The following is a 23298-nucleotide window of genomic DNA, read 5'->3' on the forward strand; positions in this document are numbered from 1 at the left end:
TTATATACTCCTTACATCATTTATCCCAAATCGTTTTAAGCTTAACATGGCATTCATCTTGGCAGAATCCGTTTTAAATCCAGTTTCTTTAAACACTATTTTCATTTCTATAGACTCTGACTTATATTTAAGCATTTCTTTTATAATTTCTTCGGTTATTTCATCTTCTAAACAGATTAACAATGAACCACTGCCTATATTAAATATAATTTTATCTTCTAAAGTTATTTTTTCAATAGAAGTAGCCAATTCTATTCCCATTTTTATAAGTATTTCATAGAGTAAATCTTCTTTACTCCTTCCTATTTTTAAGTTATCTAATCTATCATACAATTTAGATTCTAATTCATTATAATCTAAATCCCACTCTTTTATATTAGAACTATCCAATTTAAATACTTTGAATCCTATATCTAAATCAGATTTTCCACTTTCTGCAATTATCTTTTCTCCTGCTCGTCTTATACGTTCTTTTCCTATCTCACATATGTTATTATATCCTGATTTATATGCTTCATTTGTTTCGTCAATTAATTCTGGAAGCTGTACCATTATAAAACTTCGCTTTCCATTATCCTCTTGATTAAGTTGAATAACTGAGTGTGCTGTTGTTGAAGAACCTGAAAAGAAATCTAACACTATACTATCCTTATCTGTTGCTTGCTCAAGAAGCAATTTTATTAACTTAACTGGTTTAGGGTGATCAAATATTTTATTTTCCAATAAATTAACTAATTCACTAGTTCCAGAAGAACTTGTAATTCCATTTATAATATTTTTGTATTTATATTCTTTTTCATTATTAGCATCTAATCTGTTTTTAGAGTAAAACATATATTTTCCATTTTTTTCTTCAAGTAACATTAATTCTGTATCATTTTCTTCAATAAATTTAGTTATGCTCCACCTCCAACACCCTATTTTGTTATTAGTTTTTCTTAATGGTGGAATTACTTTTATCCACTCATCTCCCAATTTATTCTCTTCATCTATAGTTATTGTTCCATCTTTTTTTGTGTATTTTTCATCAATACATCTTTTTTCATTAGTATTTTTATTAATATATATTGAATATACCAAATTAGGACGAGTTTCAATATTAAACTTACTATTATTATTAAATAGAGGATCTCCTTTTTTATAATAAGATTTACTATCTTTCAAGCAATATTCTTTTAGGAGCTCCTTCCCTGATTCTTTTCTTTGATTTATACTTACTAAATTAATGTTTTTAGCATACATAAGTATATATTCATTAGTATTTGATATAAACTTATCTATACTTCTTCCCCTTTCATTATTAGCCCATATTAATGTAGATATTAAATTATCTTCTGAAAATATTTCATCACATATTTTTTTTAAATTTACCATCTCATTTTCATCTATACTTATAAATATGACTCCATCTTCTTTAAGTAGATTCTTAGCTAACTTTAATCGTGGATACATCATATTTAGCCATTCAGTATGATGTCTACCATTAGTTTCTGTATTTGCCTTAGTAGATTGTTTTGTAATTTCCTTATAATTAATTATATTATCGCTAAAATCATCTTTATAAACAAAATCTTTACCAGTATTATATGGAGGATCTATATATATCATTTTAATTTTCCCAAAGTAACTCTTATGAAGGAGCTTAAGTACCTCCAGATTATCTCCCTCTATATATAAATTATTTGTATCATCCCAATTCTTACTACTTTCTTTATCTGGTCTTAAAGTTCCTCTTGATGGAGTTTGTGCTATTTTTATTGAATTACTTTTCCCATTCCATCTAAATTCATATCTTTCCTCATTTACCTCTATCTCACTACCAAGTAATAATTTTAATTTATCAAAATCTATTTTCCCTTCAATAAATACTTCTGGAAAAAAGCTTTTTAATTTTTCTATATTCATGTGTATTAAATCCATGCTTTGTCCATTTAATTTATTCATTTTTTTCTCCTTTAGTTAAGTTGATTAATTAGCTTAAACTAACACATAGTATTAACACCCTTTAATTCCCCTAATAATTCTTCAAATGTTAAAGACATTTTGTTTGCCTTTTCTTTTGAAATTATGAATCCTAAAGATGTATCTCTTTTTGCTTTAACCATTCTACATCCACTTACACCTCTAGACTGATTTAGTTCCTCATATAAATCTAAAAGATCTCGTTTCCTTAATATCCAAAATAATTCTTTAGTTCCAATTAAAAAGTATCTTGTATTATCATTTTTAAATATTCCACTATTTACCCAATCTTTATTATGAGAATTTAATTTTTCTGCATATTCTATATATAAATTTCCTGTTTCTTTTGATTTCATATCATATTTAATTTCTATTCCAGCCTCACATTCACCTTTACTATATTGACCTTCCTCATTATAAAACAATCCTATGTCTACGCCAAACTCAAGAAATTTATGATCAATAAATACTTCAAATTGATGTGATAGTAAAAGATTTTTTATAAAATATCCATTTTTTTTTCTGTCATTCCATATAACTGGTTTTGAATATTCCCATGGTTCAGTATCAAAACCCGCTAATAATGATTTTATAATCTCTAAATTTTCTTTTAGTACTTTAATAAAATCTGTTCTAAAATAATTGTTTTTAATATCATAATTATATTTTTTTATTAGATCATTAGTTATTATAAATTCTGAGTATTTAAGTTCTCTATTTTGATCAAGTATATAATTGCATTCATATAAATACAATAATATATGTTCTCTAGGTGTCAATTTTCTGTCATACTTAATTTCATCCTTGTTATTATTCATAATATTTATCCCCCTATAATATATTTATTTGAATATATTATATCATAGCATTTTATATCATAAATATATAAATAATATCTTTATATAAGTAAAACTATATAAAATTTATATTAACTAAAAATAAATCAAGTATTTTAATATTTATTTTTATTATCAAGTGATAAATATAGTAATAATTAGCTTTATTAAAATTTTTCTTTATATAACTTAAAAAACTAAAAAATTAAGTCTTCCCAAATTTGAATAACTATTATAAGCCATTATTTAACCCAATTGAATCAAAAGATATCAAAATAATTTTAGCCTCTACTAAACATAAATTTATCATGATGTACATAAAAAAATCACCTTATAATAAACTCTCTGCTTTTAATATTCAAATTTATTTTTCTAACAATTCTATCATAAACTTTCCTCCTGATTTAAACCCCAATTTATAGTAATGTTCTCTTTCAATTTCTATCAATGAATTAAATAAATCATTTAATTCAATTAGTTCTTTAGTCTTATTTTCTTCTAACAATTTCTTTTCTAATGAGTTATTAAGTTTCTTAATTTTTTCCCAGCTTTCAAGATAATACTTGTCTTTTTTTGAATTGATCTTATATACATATTCATTTATCCAGTAATCAAAATATATTTCTATAATTTCATCGTACATGTTAGTACCTCCTTGACTTTCATTAGGTACTTAATATATACTTAATTTGTTAGGTTAGTGTACATTAAGTGCCTAATTTATAAAGGTAGTTGTTATATTTATATGGCAACTACCTTTTTCTAATAAATTTTTCAATCTAATTCTATATATTTTAAATCTTTATTTCAGAATTATACACTTACTATCTAATACTATTTAAACCATAATTTGTATATTATTTAATAAGTCATATTCTTTAAATCTCTTGTATCTTCTTACATTCTTCGAAAGAAAACAAATTTCCTATATACCAATATGGTCTAAATCCTGATTCACCATCTCTATTTTTAGCAATAATAATCTCACTTAAATTAGCACCAAAACCTTTTTCTCTTCGTCTCAGTTCTCTTATATCCTCAATTCCCATTGTCTTACAATAATTAAGAGCTTCTTTTTCTGTAGGTCTATGAATATATACAACTGAATTAGAATCCATATAGATCTGCTTTGAGCTTCTCATTACTCTATCCCCTTTTGGTCTCTCATCCTTCAATTCATCATTTAGTTGAGCAAGTTGAATAACTGGTATATTAAAGTCTAAAGTAATCTTTTTTATTTGCCTTGATAAATCAGCGAATTTAGATTCTCCTACTTCTTTACCTTCATAATCCAAAATTTGCAAATAATCAATTATGACTAAACTAGGCTTAATACTCTTTATTTCTCTCTTTATTCCTGATACTGTATTTACAGAGTCATTTATATAAAGATTATTTTCTTGATTTATTATGCTTAAAGCTTGTATATATTTGACTATTTCTTTATCATCTAAATTTCTATTCTTCATTTTTACAACTGATATTCCAGTTAGTGATGCTATATTTCTAAACAAAATCTGTATATCACTCATTTCTCCACTTATAAAAAGTACTTTCTTCCCTTGAAATATTACATTTCTAAGTATTTGTAACGCCAATGCCGTTTTCCCTCTTCCACTTTTGGCTGCTATTGTAGTTAGTTCACCCCCATATAAACCTCCTATAGTCTCATCTAAGAATTTTATTCCAGTCTTAATACCTTCATTTATTTCATCATTTATATATTCAAAGGCTCTCTCTGATATGGCTGTTATACTTGAATCCTTTTTTATTAATTTTTGATTAGCTTTATTTATATCATTTTCTAACTGATATATAAGAGTATTATCATCTATTTCTCCAAGGCTGAATTTATTAAATTTATCAATTATATTTCTATTTTTATATTTTTCAATAACTATACTGACATAACTCATGAAATTTGATACTGTTGGAACTATTGTTGACAAACTAGTGATATAGCTTATACCTCCAATATTATTCAAATGACCTTTTCTCTTTAATTCTTCTGTAAGAGTTATTATATCTATTACTTCATTTCTCTTATTTATTTCTTTTATAGCACTAAATATATATTTATGTTCCTCATGATAAAACATGTCTTCACTTAACATTTGCTCTAACTCTTCTATTATTGTTGAATCTAATAAAATGCTTCCTAATATTGATTGCTCTGCTTCTGTATTTTTAATTAAGTTATTTGAATTATTTATAATATAACCTCCTTACCACTTTAATTGTGAGTCATCTGGATTATATATCTTTTCATCTTTCTTTAGGTCAATTTCCTTACTATAATAATTTCCTTCTAGTATCTTAGTAAAATTACTTGAATTCATTATCCAATCAAAGTTTGCTTTCCATCCTGTATTATTATTTCCATTTAGAAAACTTGTCTTACTAACTATATTTATAACCTCTAATACAGTTTCTTTATCATATTCTCTTATTCTTGAATTTATTCTCCTCTTTCTTGTATCTGTTAGTTTCTTTACCTTTGAAAGTTCAATACAAGTTGAGTTAAATTTACTTATAATTTCACTATATATAATATTATTTTCATTCTTTATATTCTTGATTGTTGTTGATTGATTGTTAATCGTCTGTTGATTAGGTTGTTGATTTTCTATGTTATCTTGGTAAAGTTCCCAATTTTCAATAGTTATGACTATATATTTGTTTGTTGTTTCATATGTTAGAAAACCAGCATTTTTAAAAACCAACAAACAACTTCTAACCATTTGATAACTAACTCCTTTACCACATCTTTCAGCTATTTTGCTATAGGAAGAAATAAATTGTCCAGACTTTATTTTTGTCCTTTTATTCTCTATAAAAATATAGTTTTCTTTATGACTAGCCATAAGTAATATAGTTATTAATATTACTTTTCTTTCTGGCTTAATATCTTTCCAAATTGATTTATCCAACAACTCCCTATAAAGCTTTATCCACCCCTTATTGCTCAATTACAAACACCTACTTTAAGACTATAACTTAATACCATTTGCATTTTCAATAAACCAATCATCTAATTTATTTTTTATTATGTATACTCGATTATTTATCCATATACAAGGGAATCCTTTATTTTTAGAATGACATAACTGCCTAAATTTTGATTCTCCTATAGGATAAAGCTTTGATGCTTCTTTACATGTTATAAGTTCAGCTTTATTTATTTTAGCATTTTCAATAATTTTATATCCTTGCTTTTTTTCTTGTGCTTCCTCTTCATTCTTTACAATAATGTTTAAAGTAGCTTGTAATGTCTTTAAAACTTCCAAATTATTATTCTCTTTCATATTTTATTCCTCCTTACTAAAAAATAATTCTTCTACTGTTGTATCTAAAACTCTAGATAGTTTAATCATCAAATCATTGCTTGGATTATTAGCCTTACCTGTTTCCAAGTTTGACAAATAATATCTTGATATACCAACTCTATCTGCTAATTCTTGTTGCTTTATACCTTTTTTAATCCTAAATATTTTCAAATTGATTCCCATACTTTTTCCTCCTTTTTTCTAGTTTACATTCGTAAACTTCACACTTTAATTATAATGTCGACATATGTGTACTGTCAATAAAAATATATTATTTTTCTGTTCTCATTTGTGTACTTTTGGGCTATACTTTATACGAGGTGATAATATTGCAAATTGGAAAAAACTTAAAAAAGATAAGAAAACAAAAAGAACTAACACAGATTCAACTTGCTGAAATTAGTGGCATCTCAAGAAATGCTCTAATAAATTATGAAAATGATAAAAGAATCCCTAGTATAGATACCTTATCAAAACTCGCTAAATCTTTGAAAGTTGAAAAGACTATATTTTATTTTGATATTGAAAATGAAGTAATGATCAATGAAGATATTTTATATTTTTTACAGTCTTTATTCCCAGAAGAATACTATTCTTTTGATGAATTTTTAAATGCTATTTCAAATCTTATGGAAGATGATGATATTAGAATTACCTCAAGTTTATTGCTAGGTGCTTGGTCTGACAAAGACCAATATTATAAACTTGGCGAAAAATTAGAACTAAATGAAAGTCAAATTTATAATTGGATACTTTCAGATTGTATATCTAATGCTGAATTAGAATTTTCATTACATCCTGACAACATAAAAGAAATTATTAAAAATGATATTCTTACAAAACAATCAATTGATGAATTACTAGATATTGGTCTATCAGAAGAAAATATAGAAATAATCTATGATTACTTTAGTGAACCAACAGATAATGGGATTAATATTCGACTAAAAAAATTAATATCTCAAAAAGAAAATATGACTATAAAAAATAATGATTACTTTAAATTATTACAAGAAAATAATGAATTAAAGGAGAAAAATAAAAAGCTTGAAAATACACTTAAAGAAATAAAAAAACTACTAACTAAAATATAAAATAATATCAATACTATCTAAAGCAATGATAAAAAACTATGAAAGGAGCTATAATCATGAATAAATCATATATACCAAAATACATATATAAATTCCCTACTAACCTACCTCATGGAGATAAAAAATATACTTTAACATATATTAGAAGAATGATAAGTGAATTTGTATATGATATGGGTAATCTAGAAAATAACCCCTTCACATTCCCAGAAGTACAAACATTACTGGATGGTATAACAGTAGGTGGACATAAATTAAGTGACCAAAATCAAATACTAAATATAAAATCATCATGGGATTATGTAATCAAATTAAGTAACAAAGAAAACTTATCTTTAAATAAAGATACAATTTGCTCTATACATAAAATAGTTGCAAAAGATGAAGCTCTAATCGTTGGAGATTTCAGAAATGGTAATATAGGTATAGCTGGTACCACTCAATATGAGTGCATAGAAGCCACTTTATTAAATGATTTATTTGTAAGTGACATAGATATCATAAATAAAATAACTAACCCCTTAGAAAAGGCTATAATAATAAATTTATGGTTGTCATATTGCCAATTCTTCTATGATGGCAACAAAAGAACTGCTAGACTTATCTCAAACCTAATACTTATAAGTAATGATCTAGGAGTTCTATCAATCCCAGCTAAACATAAACAAGAATACAACACATTAATGCTAAACTTCTATGAAACACTAGAAGCTGATGAAGTTATAAAATTCTTATTAGAGAAATGTATTACATTCTTTGATGGATATAACTATAAATCATATAAGGAGCTGTTTAAAAATGGCAACTAAAAGAGCTAATGGAGAAGGCTCTATCGGAAAATATAAAGATGGTTGGCGTTCCCGTATAATGATTGGTTACAATGAAGATGGAAAACCAATAAGAAAAGAATTTTATGGTAAGACTCAAAAGGAAGTTAAAGATAAATTAGATGCTTATAAAAAACAATATTATTTAAGCTCTGATATTTCAGATGATAAAATAACTTTAGAGTATTGGTTTTACAATTGGTTGTTTGAATATAGAATAAACGATTTAAAACCCAAGTCATTTGAAAGATATGAAAGCATCTATCGTAATTATATTAAAGATACTGATTTAGGGAATATCAAGTTAAAGGACTTAAGAGTATCTCACATACAAAAATATTACAATAGATTGCTTGATTCCAATAAAAGTATACCTACTGTAAGACAAATAAACACTAAACTGAAAACCTGCTTATCAGAAGCTGAAAAACAAGGTCTTATACAACGTAACTATTGTACTATGGCAAATATACCAGTTGAAAAAAAAGAAAATAAGCTTGAAATATTGACTCTTGAACAACAAAAGAGTTTTATAAAAGCTATAGAGAGGCATAAATTAGAAGTATTATTTTTGGTTGCTCTTGGTACTGGACTTAGATTAGGAGAATTATTAGGACTTAAATGGTCTGATATTGATTTTAAGAATTCTAATTTAACAGTTAAAAGAACGCTTCAAAGAACATATTTTATAGATAAAACCGGAAATAGAGAGCTTAAAGTATTAGAGCAAGAGCCAAAGACATCAAATTCTTACAGAACTGTACCTATTCCAAAGGATGTCTTAAATAAATTGAAAGAACATAAAGTAAATCAAAATACAGATATATTAAAGGCTGGAGAATTATATAGAAATGATAATTATGTATTTTGCAATGAATTAGGTCTCCCTGTAGATGATAAAAGGCCTTTAAGGAATCTAAAATCTGTATTAAACAGTTTAGATATAGAGCCTATAAAGTTTCATGGTCTTAGGAAAACTTATGCAACTAGACTTTTTGAGAATGATGTCCCTCCTAAAACTGTACAAGTTTTAATGGGTCATTATGATATATCAATAACTTTAAATATATATACTCAAGTTATGGAAAATAAGAAAGTTGAAGCTGTAGAAAAGTTGGATAAGATATTTTCATTGTAAATATTAAATAAATTAATATAGTCTTTTGACTCCTATATTCAATTTATGACCTATATAAATCTGATTTTTTAATATAAACACATTACCAAATTTGCTAAGATCATATTGTAAAACTGTAAGTAGATTTATTTTCTCATAAATTTACTTACAGTTACATATAAAATATTTAATATATTCTACAATATAGCTATAGATTAAAAACTTTCTTCTTCAATTTGTTTTAATGTCTTTGTTTTGTACTTCCATTCGATCCTTCCATTCGTTGATGAGCCCAATATGACATCTGATGCAGTACTTGGACTATTAAATATATAATCTCGAGTAAATATGTAATTTCCATCTGTATCTCTTTTTAATATACCATTCTCTATAAGACTTTCTCTTCTATTTATCGTACCTTTACTTGCAGAAATTACACAATCTTCTACTGACTTAGAGCCTTTAAGTACGACATATTTATAATCAATTATTTTCATATTAGCTACTACATTTTTTCTGTTTATTGTATAAATATTTTCATCATTATTTGCTACTACATCTATTTGATCTTTTACATTGTTAAATATATCAATTCCTAAAGATGACAAAATTAATTTTATAGAGTCTATAAACTGATTAACTTCTGCTTCATCAACCTCAGATATATTTGGTTTAGCTGGACTATTTCCGTTTTCCATTTCTATATCCTGAGTTTTATTAGCTATATCTATAAGTTCTGATTCTATATATTGTATTTGAGTTTTAGTTATATAACCATCTTTTGATGTAAATACTATTGCTTCATTCCAAAAATCTTTTTTCAAAACATGACTTTTAAGCCTTGGAAGTACAGGATCACCTTCACCTATATAGATTTTCTTTTTACCATCTTCTAATCCCAAAAGGATATATACACCTGGTTTTTGAGATTCTTCTCTTTTCGAGAATGCCTTAATCTTTTGTCTTGGAAATAAGGTTGTATGTATTGTCATATTTGAAATCTCAACTGTTCTTAATCCATTTCCTTCTCCATCTACTAAAAATAGTCTAATAAGTCTTCCCATACTAATAATCTCCTTAATCATAGAGTTTTTAATTTTACACTAATTAATAAAAACTAAAAATATCAACATTAACATTATTTATAGATTTTATTATCTTGGTTAATTGTGATTTAGATCTCATATCTTTTATATATTTTTTATTTATATTCAAAAAAACTTTCTTTAATTTTACTAATCATAATTATCAAATAGTTATTATTATATTATAAGGCAGTTTTATTTTATAATATAGACTAAATTTATCTTTATTCATTATAAATTTTAATAACTTACATAAGGTTTCATATAATATACACCATTAATATCTTTGTAGTCCTTTAATTCAACTTTTTGAAACCCTAGCTAATAATGTTATTGATAAAACAACTTAAAATTCTGAAAATGCACCCCAATATACCCTCAAAAAAACCTCTTTTTCTGTGGTTGGGGTACGGTTGGTGGATTTCATCACCAAAATAAAAAATACTAGTCAACAAAGACTAGTATTTTCAAGTATTTCATCATTCTTTTTTCAAAATTGGTGGAGACGAGGGGAGTCGAACCCCTGTCCGCAAATCTTTTCCTCGCTGCATCTACATGTGTAGCCAACTTTACTAGTATCTCGCCTCACATAACGCCAAGTGGCAGGCTCTATGCTTAGCCAGTCCCAATTAATCTACCCTAAGTCGAGACACCCTCAAAGTAGTTCCCTGCATAATGACGTCCAGTCTTAGCCGGCAGGAGGGCTAAGAGGGACGAGCAGCAACTAGGCTGCTATCGCGAAATTATCGTCTGCGTTTATTTTAAAGTTCCCCAGTTTTTACGTGACCCAGAGTAACACGACACGCAGCCTCAAGTTCCAAACCCACGTCGAAACCTTTACGCCCCCTTGAGTAGTTTATAGTCCATTAGACTCTTCGCAAACTTTATCACCATTTTTATTAAATTTTTAATGTATATATAATATAATACTTTTAAGAATAAAAATCAATGTTATGTTCTAGATAATAAAGAATTTTATTCTAAAAAATACAATTTTAACTAGTTTAATATTTCCCTGTCATTTCTCTTTCTATACGTCTTTGGGCATCTTTCTTAGCCATATCTTGACGCTTATCATATAACTTCTTACCTTTCGCTAAAGCAATCTCTACTTTAACTTTACCATTTTTTAAATATAAACTAAGTGGTATAAGTGAATACCCCTTTATAGTAGTTGCTCCAATAAGCTTTCTTATCTCATGCTTGTGAAGCAATAATTTTCTCACTCTTAGAGGGTCAACATTAAATATATTTCCTTGCTCATATGGACTTATATGAACTTGTTTTAAAAATACTTCACTGTTATCTACAGATGCAAATCCATCACTTAGGTTGACTTTACCTTGTCTTATCGACTTTACTTCTGTTCCTTTTAATTCAATTCCACACTCATATGTTTCCTCTATAAAATATTCATGTCTTGCTCTTTTGTTTGTTGCTAATATTTTTTTACCAGCCATATAAATCTCACCTTCTTTGCTAGAAATTTCTTTAATACACACTAAGAATTTGCTAAATATTTCATATCTATAAATCTTTTGACTACCCTGTATGATAACATATTCAAGAGCTTTAGTCAATATGACAACTCATACATTAAACTAATGGGACAAGATATGATAAATAATGTAACAATATATTGTAGGAAATTGCATCAACTATATTTAGTGCAAAGTCAAAATCAATTACTAAAAATAATCTATCAAACTCAAAACAAAAATTTTAATACTCCAATACCTATTTTTCGCTTTTAGCTTTTAACACTCTCATAAAATATAATACCCACAAATTATAAATACTACTCAAAATACATACTCAAATAGTATACTTCAATTATAAGTATTCTTAAAATTTCTTAATATCTATGTAAAACTTTGATGATAAAGTAGCCAATTTTCCAAAAAAAATGTAATATATAGTTATATCTTATAATATTTTAGAGATAAATTTTAATATAGTAGGGAGAAATTTGTATGGATTTAAGCAAAAAAGTAAAAATTTTAGAAAATACATCAGATGGTAGAAGTGAATTTGAAATATTAGAATTTGAAAAACTTGAAGGAGCTTCTAGCCCAATGATGGCAATGGGATTATATTTTGCTAGAGAAGCTGGCTTGAAAGCTAGACAAATTAAGATAAAATTAAATAATTCATCAATAAAAACAGAAGCTGGTGCATTGTACTATTATAAAGGAAAGATATCTTCTGAAACTAAAATTGGTGGTGTTGGAGGTCTTTTCAAAAAAGGAATATCAGGAGCACTTACTAATGAGTCAATGATGAAACCTACATATAAAGGTACTGGTGAAGTTTACTTAGAGCCTTCTTTTAGACACTATTTATTTATGAGCCTTGACAATGATTCTATAATCGTCGATAAAGGATTATTCTATTGTTGCTCTGACACTATAGAAGTAAAGGCCTTTACACAAAAGAACTTCTCTTCTGCTTTACTTGGTGGTGAAGGTTTCTTCCAAATAGAGTTAAGTGGTACTGGTGTAGTTGTTCTAGAATGTGTTGTACCTCAAAGTGAAATTATAGAGTATGAATTGAGTAATGGAGAAGAATTAAAAGTAGATGGTAACTTTGCAATAGCAAGAACATCTGGAGTTAATTTTTCTGTTACAAAGTCAGATAAATCTTTAATTGGTTCTGCTTTAAATGGTGAAGGTTTCTTAAATACATTTACTGGAAATGGTACAGTTTGGTTAGCTCCTACTCAAGTAATGTACGAAAAACTAAGCTTTGGAGCCATGCCTACTAATGATAATATGAATAATAAGGTTTCTAAGCAAAAATAGAAATTTTATGAAAATTTTATAAACCCATTCATATAAAGTTAATATAAAATATACTTTTGATAGCTTTAGATAAAATTTAGTAAAGAGATATATTTTATAATATAAAGATATCAGTATAAATATAAAAAGGCTGTAGGTAAATTTGTTTCTACATAAATCTACTTACAGCCTCAAATCTAATAATAGCCTCTTTTATAAATATAAATTCATATTTAAAGATATATTTATTTTACCTAATGCACTAATTCAAATCTTATCTGCGTTAAATCATTCAGTTATCAATAAATCCATATTGCATAAAATTATTGATAGCATATATTATAAATCTAAAAACTTTTATTATAGTTCTAATTATTAACCTAAAAATGCCTATTATTAATCTATTTAGTTTTACTACAATAAACAATTTTTATATTAGTATACTTAGTTTACCAATAAACAACTTTTATATTACTCTATTTAATTTGCCTACAGTAAACAATTTTAATCTAACTAACTAATCTTTCTTTTTATTGGCTTTATCAAAAGAGACACAATTATCAACACAATACTACCACATATCAACCAATACTTTTCATCAAAGCTACCTCGACTCATAGACATTATAAAGAAATTTCCGACGTACTTATCTCTAGTCATCATATTTAAAATTAAATATCCTATAGATACCATATATCCTATAATAGTATTATTAAATAAATTTGAAAATAACATACCTAAACTTCCGATAAACATAGCTGATGCAAAACTCCCCACAATATATTTAAATATAGGGAAATTGCCTCCAAGATGTTTTAAAACCAGAACAAATCCAGTAATTAACACAAGCATACTTATAATTGACATTATTATTCTTATTAATTGTATAACTACTTGAGATACTGATTTTGATGATACTATCTCATCAATTTCCTTTGATTGCTCTAAGTAAAATATAGGAACTAGCATTATTATTCCCACTATTACGACATAGTTTTCAAGACATATAGCTGCTGAAACACTATCTAAATTTGCTACCCCTTGTATAAATGGAATCAAACATAACATTCCAATTGAACATATTAGATTAATTAGAGTGCTTAATTTGAAGTTTTCTTTTATTAAAACTAAATAATTTTGAAAACTTTGAACCAACATTAAGATTCCCCCTTCTTTTTTGTTCATATAAGGATGTAGTTAACAAGACAATTATTAAAGCTCCTAATCCCATTAAAAGTCTATTACTCATAATAGTATTAAAGTTTTCTGATATAATAGTTCCATTTAGTACATTATTATGTCTTATCATTAGTCCCATTGATGGATAATCTCCTTCAAGACCTATAGAGTTTATACTGTAAAACCACCAAATTAATTGAACAATAATTGCTACTGGTGTGTCTGTTAATACAGTCAGACTCACTCCTACAGCTGTAACTATCATAAGGGTTGGTAACAACCACCACAGTGTATATTTTACAAATGCTAAATTATCAATAGAAATACCTTCATCTTTAGCAAATGAAATTAAAGGAAGCAATTCTTTTATTCCTAAAATTAAAACTGGCAACATCATCATAAATACAAGAGCAAAATATCTTGATAAAATTATTTTAGATGTTGATGCTTGTTTTGAGTAGACAATTTCGCTCATTCTTGAACGTCTATCTTTCATTGACATAAAGACTGCTACGAACACTGGAAATATACTTAAAATTATACCTATATAGTCACAAAAAATTCTTGCATAGCCATTAGTTACTTTATCTTTTTGTATTGTATAGTTATAATCTTGCATAGCTTCTTCATAAGTAACTGGAATCATACCAAATCTTTCTAATTTATCAATAGAATACGCAGACCCACCACCTAAAATTTCATCTACACTTCGCATTATTTCTTGAAATCTTTCAAATGATAATTTAGAAGTATTTACTTCTATATTTTCCCCACTTTTCCAAATTGAGTTTACTTTGTCAATACTGTTACCAGTTATCTCCTCAATATACTTCTCTATAGTTTGGGTCTTACTTTCATTTAATTTTATATACTTAATAATTCCCATTGGATATGTTGTATATGAATTTGCTTGATATTCTCTAATCAAACTTATAGTTGCACTTGGAATCACTTTATCAGACTTCAAAGATTCTTTTTGACCATATGGATATTGATTGTTCTTTAGGTAGTATTCATCAATATTTTCTACCCTTTGAGGTGCAACCAATGGATTTCCATCATTAGGAATATTTTTGCTTGCGTCTTCTGAAACTGAGCTTCCAAGTTGTGAAATATAGAAAACTACCAATACTACAATAAAAACATAATAAACTGTGCTTTTTAATATGTTTTTACACTCTTTTATAAATAGATTCATATCTTATCTCCTCCCATCATAAGCATATAGCCATCTTCAATAGTCGGATTACATTCTACTGCTGTTTCAAAAGGTTTGTCTTTTGATATGATTCTAAGTGTAGCTTTTCCACCTTGAGTCAACATACCTATAACTACAAATCTATTTTTTATATTTTCTATGTCTTTTTTATCTACTTCAACACTATATACCTTTCCATCAGCAAGTTTTGATAATGCCTCAGTTGTACCATTGTATATAACTTTTCCATTATCTAATATAGCTATATTTTCACATGTTGCCTCTATATCCCCTACAATATGTGTTGATAATATAACTATTCTATCATTGGCAATCTCACATAATAAATTTCTAAATCGTATACGTTCTTCTGGGTCAAGTCCTGCTGTTGGTTCATCTACGATTAAAATTTTAGGATTGTGAATCAGCGCTTGTGCAATTCCAAGTCTTCTATTCATACCTCCAGATAAAGATTTTACTTTTACTCTTTGATAATTAGTTAGATTTACTTTGCTTAATAACTTATTGATAATTTTTCTTCTTTTTCCTGATGGTATATTTGATAAAACAGCTAGATAATCCATTGCTCCATACACTGTCATATTAGGATACATTGAAAAATCTTGAGGAAGGTAACCAACCATATTTCTAATTTCTTTCGTTTTTTCTATAGGAATCCCACACATATCTATTGAACCATCTGTCTTTGATAACAAAGTAGCTAGAATTCGCATAAATGTTGTTTTTCCTGCTCCATTTCTTCCCAAAAGTCCAAACATTCCACTATCAATTTCAATGTTTACATTTTCAAGAGCCATTTTTGAACCAAACCTCTTGCTGAGATTAGACACTGATATTTTCATTTCCATATATAAGTACACCCCCACAAATCATTTTATAGTATTTTATTTTTATGAATTTTTTATTATATTTCATTATATTTCCATAATAGATTCTAAAACTTAAGATATTATTTAGAAATTTCTAAATTTTTTCTAAAGATTTTAATTTCTCTTAATAAATAAAATAAATGTGCTTATATACTAATGACTTCTGTACTATAGTGATTTAAAAATAATTGAAGTGTCTAAAGATATTATCATCATCTCCACCAAAATGACAACCAGTCAGAGTAAACTGAATTGCATGCCCATAATTACTTACCTCCTAAGTAGTATTTTTATAATTTCAACTCATAGCAAAGAGTATTGAAAAGAAAAGCTACTTATAAAAATATCATTACTTCTTAAAAATTAAAGTGTGCATAAGGTAATATTTCTGATGTGGAATCAAAGAATTTTATTACGCACACATACACAAAGATTACATCAATTAGTTCTATCTTTTGAGTAAAATACATGTGTTGTAGTGTCAAAATTATATAAAATAAAAAATAAGTGTATCTCAAGTTCTGAATGATACACTTATTTCCTATTAAAAAATCTATTTTTTTAATATATACTTTTCGCTAAATATTGTAAACATCTACTTTTTATCAAAGATTCTACATTTAGTCATACTATAAACACTACAAATTCTCATTTCTACTTTTAAATATTCCTGTATTTTCTTATTTTAGGATATTAATTTTTCCCTGTTTACTCTTATTTTCAAATAGTAAACCTTATTCTTTATATTTTATTTATTCTTCAATCTTTTCAACTATCTCAAAGTCAATTTCTTTAAAATCTACATTTACACCTTCAACCTTTATCTTAACAAGGTCACCTATTTTATATGACTTCTTAGTTCTCTCACCTAACACACTATAAGAACTTTCATCATAGATATAATAGTCGTCATTCATATTTGCAAGTCTTATCAATCCTTCTATAGTATTACCTAGCTCAACAAATATTCCAAATGAAGTCACACTAGATACAACACCTTCAAACTCTTGACCAACTTTATCCTTCATATAAAGAGCCTTGTAGAAGTCATGTACATCTCTTTCCGCCAATTCTGCTTTTCTTTCTTTTTCAGATGATTGAACAGATGCATAATCCACTATAGTAGTAAGTTGTTCTTGTCTCTTTCCATTTATCTTATTATTTAAAGATTCTTTTATTATTCTATGAATTTGAAGGTCTGGATATCTTCTTATTGGTGACGTAAAATGACAATAGAATTTAGCTGCTAACCCAAAGTGACCACTACATTCTGGTGAATACTTAGCCTGTTTTAAAGAACGAAGCATTATGGTACTGATTGCTCCCTCTTCTGTTTTGCCTTTTATCTTCTCTATTATCCCTTGTAATGCCTTTGGATGTACTTCTTCCTTATCACCTTTTATTGTATATCCAAATGTAGATATAAACTTACTCAATTCTTCCATTTTTTCTAAAGATGGTGTTTCATGTATTCTATACACAAATGGTATACCCATCCAGTAAAAATGTTCAGCAATTGTTTCATTACTTATAAGCATAAACTCTTCTATTATTTTATTAGAAATTCTTCTCTCATATGGTTTTATATCTGCAACTTCTCCATTTCCATTTAGAATTATCTTTGCTTCTGGGAAGTTAAAGTCTATAGCCCCTCTTTTTTCTCTTCTTGACATAAGAATTCTAGCCAAAGTTTCAGAGTTCTTAAAATCATCTACAACATGTTCAAAAGTCTTTTTAAGCTTTTCATCATCTTTTTCTAATATATCAGATACTTCTGTATAAGTCATTCTAGCTTTTGAATTTATTATAGATTCACATATTTCATGCTTAACTACATTTCCCTTATGGTCTATTTCCATAAATATAGAAAGAGTTAATTTGTCTTCAAATGGATTTAAACTACACACTCCATTAGAAAGAGTCTTTGGCAACATTGGAATTACTTTATCTACTAAGTACACAGATGTAGCCCTTTTTAAAGCTTCTTTATCTAATTTATTTTTTTCTCTTACATAATGTGTAACATCAGCTATATGAACTCCTAATTTAAAGTTTCCATTAGATAATACCTCTATTGATATAGCATCATCTAAATCTTTTGCGTCATCTCCATCTATAGTAAATATGTTTAAATCTCTTAAATCTCTTCTTCTTTTTACCTCTTCTTCTGGAATTTCAACAGCTACAGCTTCTGCTTCTTGCAATACCTTCTTAGGAAATTCTTCTGGAAGACCATGTTCTCTTATTATAGAGTCTATTTCTACTCCTCTTTCGCCTTTTTGACCCAGTATTTCTATAATCTTTCCTTCTGGTTTTCTATCTTCTTGTGGCCATACTGTAATTTCACAAACTACCTTATCATTATCTACTGCTCCACTAAAATATCTTTTAGGTATATATATATCCTTAGTAAATTTTTTATTGTCTGGTGTTACAAACCCAAAAGTTTTACTTGATTGAAAAGTACCTACTATTTTAGTTATTTCTCTCTTTATAATTTTTATTATTCTTCCTTCTGCTCTTTTTTCTTCAGTTGCAGGTACAACTATCTCTGCCATAACTCTATCATTATGCATAGCTCCATTTATATTGTCACTTGAGATAAATAAATCTTGTGTGTATTCAACATCAGATTCTACAAATCCAAAGCCTTTTTTATGTGCTGTAAATTTACCAACAAAATATCCCATTTGATTTGGTGATACTATTTTATTTTTCTTAGTAAAACATATATAGCCATCTTCCTCTAATTCTTCTAAAAAATTATAGAACATTGGCATTTCTGATGAATGTATATCAAAAATTTCTGCTAATTCTTCCTTTTTTAGAGGATTATATGCACTTTCGTTTATTAATCCTAACAAACTCTCTTTAAGTCCTGGTATCATTTTTTCCTCCTATTTTACTTTCTTGTTATATTATTTTTTAGTTTTCTATTATATTGCCCTTTGTATATCTTCTATATTACCTTTCATATATCTTCGCACACCGTCTTTTATATTCTTTTATTATTGTTTCAAGTTAAATCAATTATTATATATTTTTATATTAATTGAAACTATCTTAATAAAGCTTTAAAAAAGTTATGATAATTCTCTAATAATATTTTAAGTCATCATAAGCACAATTGTAATTTACTCAAAATATCCTTATTACATCTGCTTTATCACCTAATTATACACCATCATATAGAATTGGTAAAATATTCATTCCATCTAAGTATTACTATATAATAATTTATTCTATTAGTATACGCAAATTAAGTTAAATTTATATAACTCAATTAATTTTTTAAATATAGCTTTTTATAATATAAAACTCATAATAAAAGTAAATTTATATGTTAAATTAGGTTGATTTTTTATTGTTTTTTATTTATTCTAATACTAAAGGCTTGCAAACGTTTTTTGACAAGTCTTTATTTTATCTAAATTAAATAAATTTTTTTATTATGAATAATGTATTAAATTTAAAATAATCTACTTATTGGAGGAGATATACTTGGAAGAAATAATTGCAAAAATTATTACCATAGAAAATGGTTTTAAAGAAATTGAAAATATTGCTAAAAAAATTGTGAAAAATAATGACTCAAAGAAGTGTTATTATCTATCAATTTACTTATATAGATCAGAATACTATCAAGTAAGAGAATTAGCAGTGTTTATATTAGGCTTTATATCAATACATATTTCTGAAGCCTTATTATTTTTAAAAAACAATGTGAGTAAAGATGAAAACTGGAGAGTACAAGAAATATTAGCTAAATCATTTGATTATTATTGTAGTGAAGTTGGATATGATAAATCACTTCCTGTGATAAAAGAATGGTTAAGTTCTGACAATCCAAATATAAAGAGAGCTGTGACAGAGGGTCTTAGAGTTTGGACTATCCGAGACTATTTTAAAACCAACCCCACTGTAGCTATATCATTGCTTTCTAGTTTGAAAGATGATGACAGTGAATACTTAAGAAAATCTGTTGGAAATGCTCTCAGAGACATAAGCAAAAAACATCCAGATTTAGTAAAAAACGAATTAAACTCATGGGATGTTTCAAATAAAAAAGTTGAGCTTGTATATAATCTTGCTTCAAAACGTATTTTGGCAAAATAAATTGGAGGTGACTATACTTGAAGCTTCGTGAAAAATATACATGTCCATTAGAACTAACACATGATATGATAAAAGGTAAATGGAAGTCTATTATATTATGGAGATTACGTATAGGTCCAACTTCTCTATCAAAACTAGAAAAAGAGATTAATGGAATCAACCAAAAAATGTTGCTCGAACAACTTAAAGAATTGATTGAATTTGGGCTGGTTGATAAAAAGACATATGAAGGATATCCACTTAAAGTTGAATATTCACTTACACCTATTCGTGGGAAACAGATGTTAGATGCTTTAGCTATAATGCAAGATATAGGAATTAATTTTATGCTAGAGAATGGTATGGAAGATATTCTTGAGGAAAAAGGGATTTTATAATAAACTAATACACACAAAAAAGTAAGTAATTTACCATTATTTACAACTAGTATATAATAAACTTACAGAAAATTTTTATTAATTTATTATATATTTAGGAGGTAAATTATTGTGAAAGTAACTAGTACAGGTATAGTAAATGGTGTTATAGAAGATAAATATGGGAAAAGAGGAAATCAATTTAATAAAGGTGGTATGCCTACATATTCATTACCTCTAAAATTTGAAGATGCTCCAGAGCATACAGTGTCCTTTGCTGTATTTTTAGAGGACAAAGATTCAGTTCCTGTATGTGGATTTGCATGGATACATTGGCTAGCTGCAAATATAACAAAAGATGAACTAAAGGAAAATGAAAGCATAACAGCTACTGATTTTATTCAAGGAACTACTAGTTGGCATAGTAAATTAGGTGATATTGGTAGATTAGAAGCTAGTGTTTATGGTGGTATGGCTCCTCCAGATAGACCACATGTTTATGAAATACATGTGTTTGCACTTGATACTACTCTTAATCTTGAAAAGGGATTTTATATGAATGAGCTTTTTGAAGCCATGGATGGACATATTTTAGATAGATTTACACTTAAAGGAAGTTATTCTAATTAATTAGATTTACTATAGCTAATCATTAATTTGTCTCACTTAATTAATGATTAGCTTAATTGTTATTAAATTATTTTTCTATTTTAATTAATTATTGATTCAATAGATTTAAATTATTTCTTATATTTTGTTTAACTACTAAATCAATGAATTTCAGATTATTTCTTATATTTTGTTTAACTATTAAATCAATGAATTTTAAATTATTTCTTATATTTTACTAAATCTTATTTTACAGCTTATTAAAAGAAAATATCAACATAGTTAATAAATCTATATAAAATTTCGAGGAGTTATTATGATAAAAAAAATAGACCATGTGGTCATTACTACTAATAATATAGAAAACTGTATCAGTTTTTATAAAAAACTTGGTTTTACATTAAAGAAAATAAATGAAAGATATGAACTTTACTCTGGAGATTTCAAAATAAATGTCCATTTAAAAGGTCATGAACTTACACCTCACAGCAAAAACGTACAAACAGGTAGTGCTGATTTGTGTTTTGAAATAAATACTAATATTGACATGACAAAAACAAACTTAGAACAAAATGGGATTCAAATTGAGCAAGGAATTGTAGAACGCACAGGAGTCTTTGGTAAAATGAAGTCTATTTACTTAAGAGACCCTGATGGAAATTTAATCGAATTGTCAAGTTATGGAGAATAAACTTTGGAAAATTTAATTCTATCTATAAATGTCGTTCTTCCTTTGTTTCTCACAATGTCACTTGGGTATGCTCTGAAAAAATTAGGTTTATTTGATGAACATACCTTAAATAAAATGAATAATGTTTGTTTCAAATCTTTCCTGCCATTATTATTATTTTTTAATATATACAATACAGATTTAAATGGTTCTCTCAACCTCAAACTTATGGCTGTAGCTGTTATAAGTATTTTTTCAATCTTTTTACTCTTAGTTTTTATTATACCTAAAATTGAAAAAGATAATAAAACAAGAGGTGCTTTAATACAAGGTATATTTCGCAGTAACTTTGTTATATTTGGTATACCTGTAACAATTTCACTATTTGGTGATAAAAATATCGGTGTTACATCCTTATTAATTGCAGTTATTGTTCCTATGTTCAATGTATTATCAGTCGTAATACTTGAAATTTTTAGAGGTGGTAAAATAAATATAAAACACATGATTAAAGGTGTTTTAACAAATCCACTCATAATCGCTTCTGTAATAGGATTTATAATGCTCATTTTAAATATTAATATACCTGAGTTTTTACATAAAACTATTGGTGATATTTCTAAAATTGCTACTCCTCTATCACTTATAATTCTAGGAGGGTCTTTTAGCTTCTCTGCTATAAAGGGTCATATAAGACCAATTATACTGGGTGTGTGTGGAAAACTTATTCTTATACCTGCTATATTTTTACCAATTAGCATTTTCCTTGGATTTAGAAATGTCGAATTAGCCTCACTTATGATAATGTTATCTGCTCCAACTGCTATTTCTTCATTTACAATGGCTCAACAGATGAATTCTGATAGTGAGTTAGCTGGACAAATTGTAGTATTTACTTCTGCATTTTCCATAATTACAGTATTTATAATAATATTTATCTTAAAACAGAATAATCTTATTTAGTAATATCCTATAGTATAAGTTGGTATAATAACAAATATATATTTTTATTGTAATAAACATATATTGATAGCATAGTAAATATATATTGATATTGTAATAAATATATACAGAAAATAAGTACTACTCATAACTCAAAAAAATATAGAAAAAGGGGGGTCTCAAAATTAGCTTTTTAGTTCATGAGACACTCTTTTTTGTATGAAATCAACTATATTTCCATTATTTCAACAATGAAAAAGAGGCTTATTTTTCTATTTTGAAACAGCCCCTTTTCTATTGAAACTTGTATT

22 protein-coding genes and 1 other RNA gene are annotated in these 23298 nt (G+C 26.8%); 9 read left to right on the forward strand and 14 right to left on the reverse strand.

Annotated elements, in window-relative coordinates; translation table 11 throughout:
• The 7 genes from KGF48_RS06305 to KGF48_RS06335 form a co-directional block, all read right to left on the reverse strand.
• Complete coding sequence (locus tag KGF48_RS06305; protein ID WP_227866081.1) at positions 1–1944, reverse strand: site-specific DNA-methyltransferase; 1944 nt, start codon at positions 1942–1944, stop codon at positions 1–3.
• A gap of 38 nt (positions 1945–1982) precedes the next feature.
• Complete coding sequence (locus KGF48_RS06310; protein ID WP_227866082.1) at positions 1983–2780, reverse strand: hypothetical protein; 798 nt, start codon at positions 2778–2780, stop codon at positions 1983–1985.
• Positions 2781–3162: 382 nt separating this feature from the next.
• Complete coding sequence (locus tag KGF48_RS06315) at positions 3163–3441, reverse strand: DUF6809 family protein (RefSeq protein ID WP_227866066.1); 279 nt, start codon at positions 3439–3441, stop codon at positions 3163–3165.
• A gap of 235 nt (positions 3442–3676) precedes the next feature.
• A complete protein-coding gene (locus KGF48_RS06320) occupies positions 3677–5014 on the reverse strand; it encodes a replicative DNA helicase (protein ID WP_413894789.1) in 1338 nt (445 codons plus the stop codon).
• A gap of 9 nt (positions 5015–5023) precedes the next feature.
• The gene (locus KGF48_RS06325) at positions 5024–5767 is read right to left on the reverse strand and encodes a hypothetical protein (RefSeq protein WP_227866065.1); all 744 of its coding nucleotides are present in this window, start codon (positions 5765–5767) and stop codon (positions 5024–5026) included.
• Between the two features lie 21 nt (positions 5768–5788).
• The gene (locus KGF48_RS06330; protein ID WP_227866064.1) at positions 5789–6103 is read right to left on the reverse strand and encodes a hypothetical protein; all 315 of its coding nucleotides are present in this window, start codon (positions 6101–6103) and stop codon (positions 5789–5791) included.
• Between the two features lie 3 nt (positions 6104–6106).
• Positions 6107–6307: a helix-turn-helix domain-containing protein gene (locus KGF48_RS06335; RefSeq protein WP_227866063.1), complete on the reverse strand. Its 201-nt coding sequence runs from the start codon at positions 6305–6307 to the stop codon at positions 6107–6109.
• Between the two features lie 137 nt (positions 6308–6444).
• Here KGF48_RS06335 and KGF48_RS06340 point away from each other — a divergent pair, with 137 nt between their 5' ends.
• The 3 genes from KGF48_RS06340 to KGF48_RS06350 are packed head-to-tail and all read left to right on the forward strand — an operon-like array spanning position 6445 to position 9183.
• The gene (locus KGF48_RS06340; protein WP_227866062.1) at positions 6445–7218 is read left to right on the forward strand and encodes a helix-turn-helix transcriptional regulator; all 774 of its coding nucleotides are present in this window, start codon (positions 6445–6447) and stop codon (positions 7216–7218) included.
• 56 nt (positions 7219–7274) lie between these two features.
• A complete protein-coding gene (locus tag KGF48_RS06345) occupies positions 7275–8027 on the forward strand; it encodes a Fic family protein (protein WP_227866061.1) in 753 nt (250 codons plus the stop codon).
• Positions 8017–9183 carry a site-specific integrase gene (locus KGF48_RS06350; protein WP_227867835.1) on the forward strand — a complete coding sequence of 389 codons (1167 nt, stop codon included), beginning with the start codon at positions 8017–8019 and terminating at the stop codon, positions 9181–9183. The genes KGF48_RS06345 and KGF48_RS06350 overlap by 11 nt, the downstream gene beginning before the upstream one ends.
• 194 nt (positions 9184–9377) lie before the next feature.
• Here KGF48_RS06350 and KGF48_RS06355 read toward each other — a convergent pair whose 3' ends face one another.
• The 3 genes from KGF48_RS06355 to smpB form a co-directional block, all read right to left on the reverse strand.
• Entirely contained in the window at positions 9378–10226 is an 849-nt protein-coding gene (locus KGF48_RS06355; protein ID WP_227867836.1) for a GIY-YIG nuclease family protein, read from the reverse strand.
• 518 nt (positions 10227–10744) lie between these two features.
• Positions 10745–11094, reverse strand: a transfer-messenger RNA (tmRNA) gene (ssrA, locus tag KGF48_RS06360).
• A 157-nt stretch (positions 11095–11251) separates the two neighbouring features.
• A complete protein-coding gene (smpB, locus tag KGF48_RS06365; RefSeq protein WP_054275121.1) occupies positions 11252–11707 on the reverse strand; it encodes an SsrA-binding protein SmpB in 456 nt (151 codons plus the stop codon).
• A 513-nt stretch (positions 11708–12220) separates the two neighbouring features.
• Here smpB and KGF48_RS06370 point away from each other — a divergent pair.
• Positions 12221–13048, forward strand: coding sequence for an AIM24 family protein (locus tag KGF48_RS06370; RefSeq protein ID WP_227861331.1), 828 nt, complete (start codon positions 12221–12223; stop codon positions 13046–13048).
• Positions 13049–13540: 492 nt separating this feature from the next.
• On the opposite strand, the gene KGF48_RS06375 is transcribed toward KGF48_RS06370, so the two are convergent.
• From KGF48_RS06375 to rnr, 4 genes are all read right to left on the reverse strand, one after another.
• Positions 13541–14185 carry an ABC transporter permease gene (locus KGF48_RS06375; protein WP_227867837.1) on the reverse strand — a complete coding sequence of 215 codons (645 nt, stop codon included), beginning with the start codon at positions 14183–14185 and terminating at the stop codon, positions 13541–13543.
• Positions 14115–15404, reverse strand: coding sequence for an ABC transporter permease (locus KGF48_RS06380; protein ID WP_227867838.1), 1290 nt, complete (start codon positions 15402–15404; stop codon positions 14115–14117). The genes KGF48_RS06375 and KGF48_RS06380 overlap by 71 nt, the downstream gene beginning before the upstream one ends.
• On the reverse strand, positions 15401–16273 hold the full coding sequence (locus tag KGF48_RS06385) for an ABC transporter ATP-binding protein (RefSeq protein WP_227867839.1): 873 nt from the start codon (positions 16271–16273) through the stop codon (positions 15401–15403). The genes KGF48_RS06380 and KGF48_RS06385 overlap by 4 nt, the downstream gene beginning before the upstream one ends.
• A gap of 773 nt (positions 16274–17046) precedes the next feature.
• Positions 17047–19182 (reverse strand): ribonuclease R, encoded by a 2136-nt coding sequence (rnr, locus tag KGF48_RS06390; protein ID WP_227839645.1) that lies wholly within the window; start codon positions 19180–19182, stop codon positions 17047–17049.
• 613 nt (positions 19183–19795) lie between these two features.
• On the opposite strand from rnr, the gene KGF48_RS06395 reads away from it, so the two are divergent.
• From KGF48_RS06395 to KGF48_RS06415, 5 genes are all read left to right on the forward strand, one after another.
• The gene (locus KGF48_RS06395) at positions 19796–20410 is read left to right on the forward strand and encodes a DNA alkylation repair protein (protein WP_227839644.1); all 615 of its coding nucleotides are present in this window, start codon (positions 19796–19798) and stop codon (positions 20408–20410) included.
• A 17-nt stretch (positions 20411–20427) separates the two neighbouring features.
• The gene (locus KGF48_RS06400) at positions 20428–20787 is read left to right on the forward strand and encodes a winged helix-turn-helix transcriptional regulator (RefSeq protein WP_227830264.1); all 360 of its coding nucleotides are present in this window, start codon (positions 20428–20430) and stop codon (positions 20785–20787) included.
• Positions 20788–20898: 111 nt separating this feature from the next.
• A complete protein-coding gene (locus tag KGF48_RS06405) occupies positions 20899–21396 on the forward strand; it encodes a YbhB/YbcL family Raf kinase inhibitor-like protein (protein WP_227862226.1) in 498 nt (165 codons plus the stop codon).
• Between the two features lie 295 nt (positions 21397–21691).
• Positions 21692–22066 (forward strand): VOC family protein, encoded by a 375-nt coding sequence (locus KGF48_RS06410; RefSeq protein ID WP_227839641.1) that lies wholly within the window; start codon positions 21692–21694, stop codon positions 22064–22066.
• A 3-nt stretch (positions 22067–22069) separates the two neighbouring features.
• Entirely contained in the window at positions 22070–23008 is a 939-nt protein-coding gene (locus KGF48_RS06415; RefSeq protein ID WP_227839640.1) for an AEC family transporter, read from the forward strand.
• The last annotated feature ends 290 nt before the right edge of the window (positions 23009–23298 follow it).

Origin of the sequence: Clostridioides sp. ZZV15-6388 (assembly GCF_020657755.1) — a bacterium.
In the GTDB taxonomy this organism is placed as follows: domain Bacteria; phylum Bacillota; class Clostridia; order Peptostreptococcales; family Peptostreptococcaceae; genus Clostridioides.

Coding starts and splice junctions, on each gene's coding strand:
- KGF48_RS06330 (WP_227866064.1), bottom strand. CDS start 6,103: ATGAAAGAGAATAATAATTTGGAAGTTTTAAAGACATTACAAGCTACT.
- KGF48_RS06385 (WP_227867839.1), bottom strand. CDS start 16,273: ATGGAAATGAAAATATCAGTGTCTAATCTCAGCAAGAGGTTTGGTTCA.
- rnr (WP_227839645.1), bottom strand. CDS start 19,182: ATGATACCAGGACTTAAAGAGAGTTTGTTAGGATTAATAAACGAAAGT.
- KGF48_RS06315 (WP_227866066.1), bottom strand. CDS start 3,441: ATGTACGATGAAATTATAGAAATATATTTTGATTACTGGATAAATGAA.
- KGF48_RS06410 (WP_227839641.1), top strand. CDS start 21,692: ATGATAAAAAAAATAGACCATGTGGTCATTACTACTAATAATATAGAA.
- KGF48_RS06355 (WP_227867836.1), bottom strand. CDS start 10,226: ATGGGAAGACTTATTAGACTATTTTTAGTAGATGGAGAAGGAAATGGA.
- KGF48_RS06350 (WP_227867835.1), top strand. CDS start 8,017: ATGGCAACTAAAAGAGCTAATGGAGAAGGCTCTATCGGAAAATATAAA.
- KGF48_RS06345 (WP_227866061.1), top strand. CDS start 7,275: ATGAATAAATCATATATACCAAAATACATATATAAATTCCCTACTAAC.
- KGF48_RS06375 (WP_227867837.1), bottom strand. CDS start 14,185: ATGTTGGTTCAAAGTTTTCAAAATTATTTAGTTTTAATAAAAGAAAAC.
- KGF48_RS06310 (WP_227866082.1), bottom strand. CDS start 2,780: ATGAATAATAACAAGGATGAAATTAAGTATGACAGAAAATTGACACCT.
- KGF48_RS06370 (WP_227861331.1), top strand. CDS start 12,221: ATGGATTTAAGCAAAAAAGTAAAAATTTTAGAAAATACATCAGATGGT.
- smpB (WP_054275121.1), bottom strand. CDS start 11,707: ATGGCTGGTAAAAAAATATTAGCAACAAACAAAAGAGCAAGACATGAA.
- KGF48_RS06335 (WP_227866063.1), bottom strand. CDS start 6,307: ATGGGAATCAATTTGAAAATATTTAGGATTAAAAAAGGTATAAAGCAA.
- KGF48_RS06305 (WP_227866081.1), bottom strand. CDS start 1,944: ATGAATAAATTAAATGGACAAAGCATGGATTTAATACACATGAATATA.
- KGF48_RS06380 (WP_227867838.1), bottom strand. CDS start 15,404: ATGAATCTATTTATAAAAGAGTGTAAAAACATATTAAAAAGCACAGTT.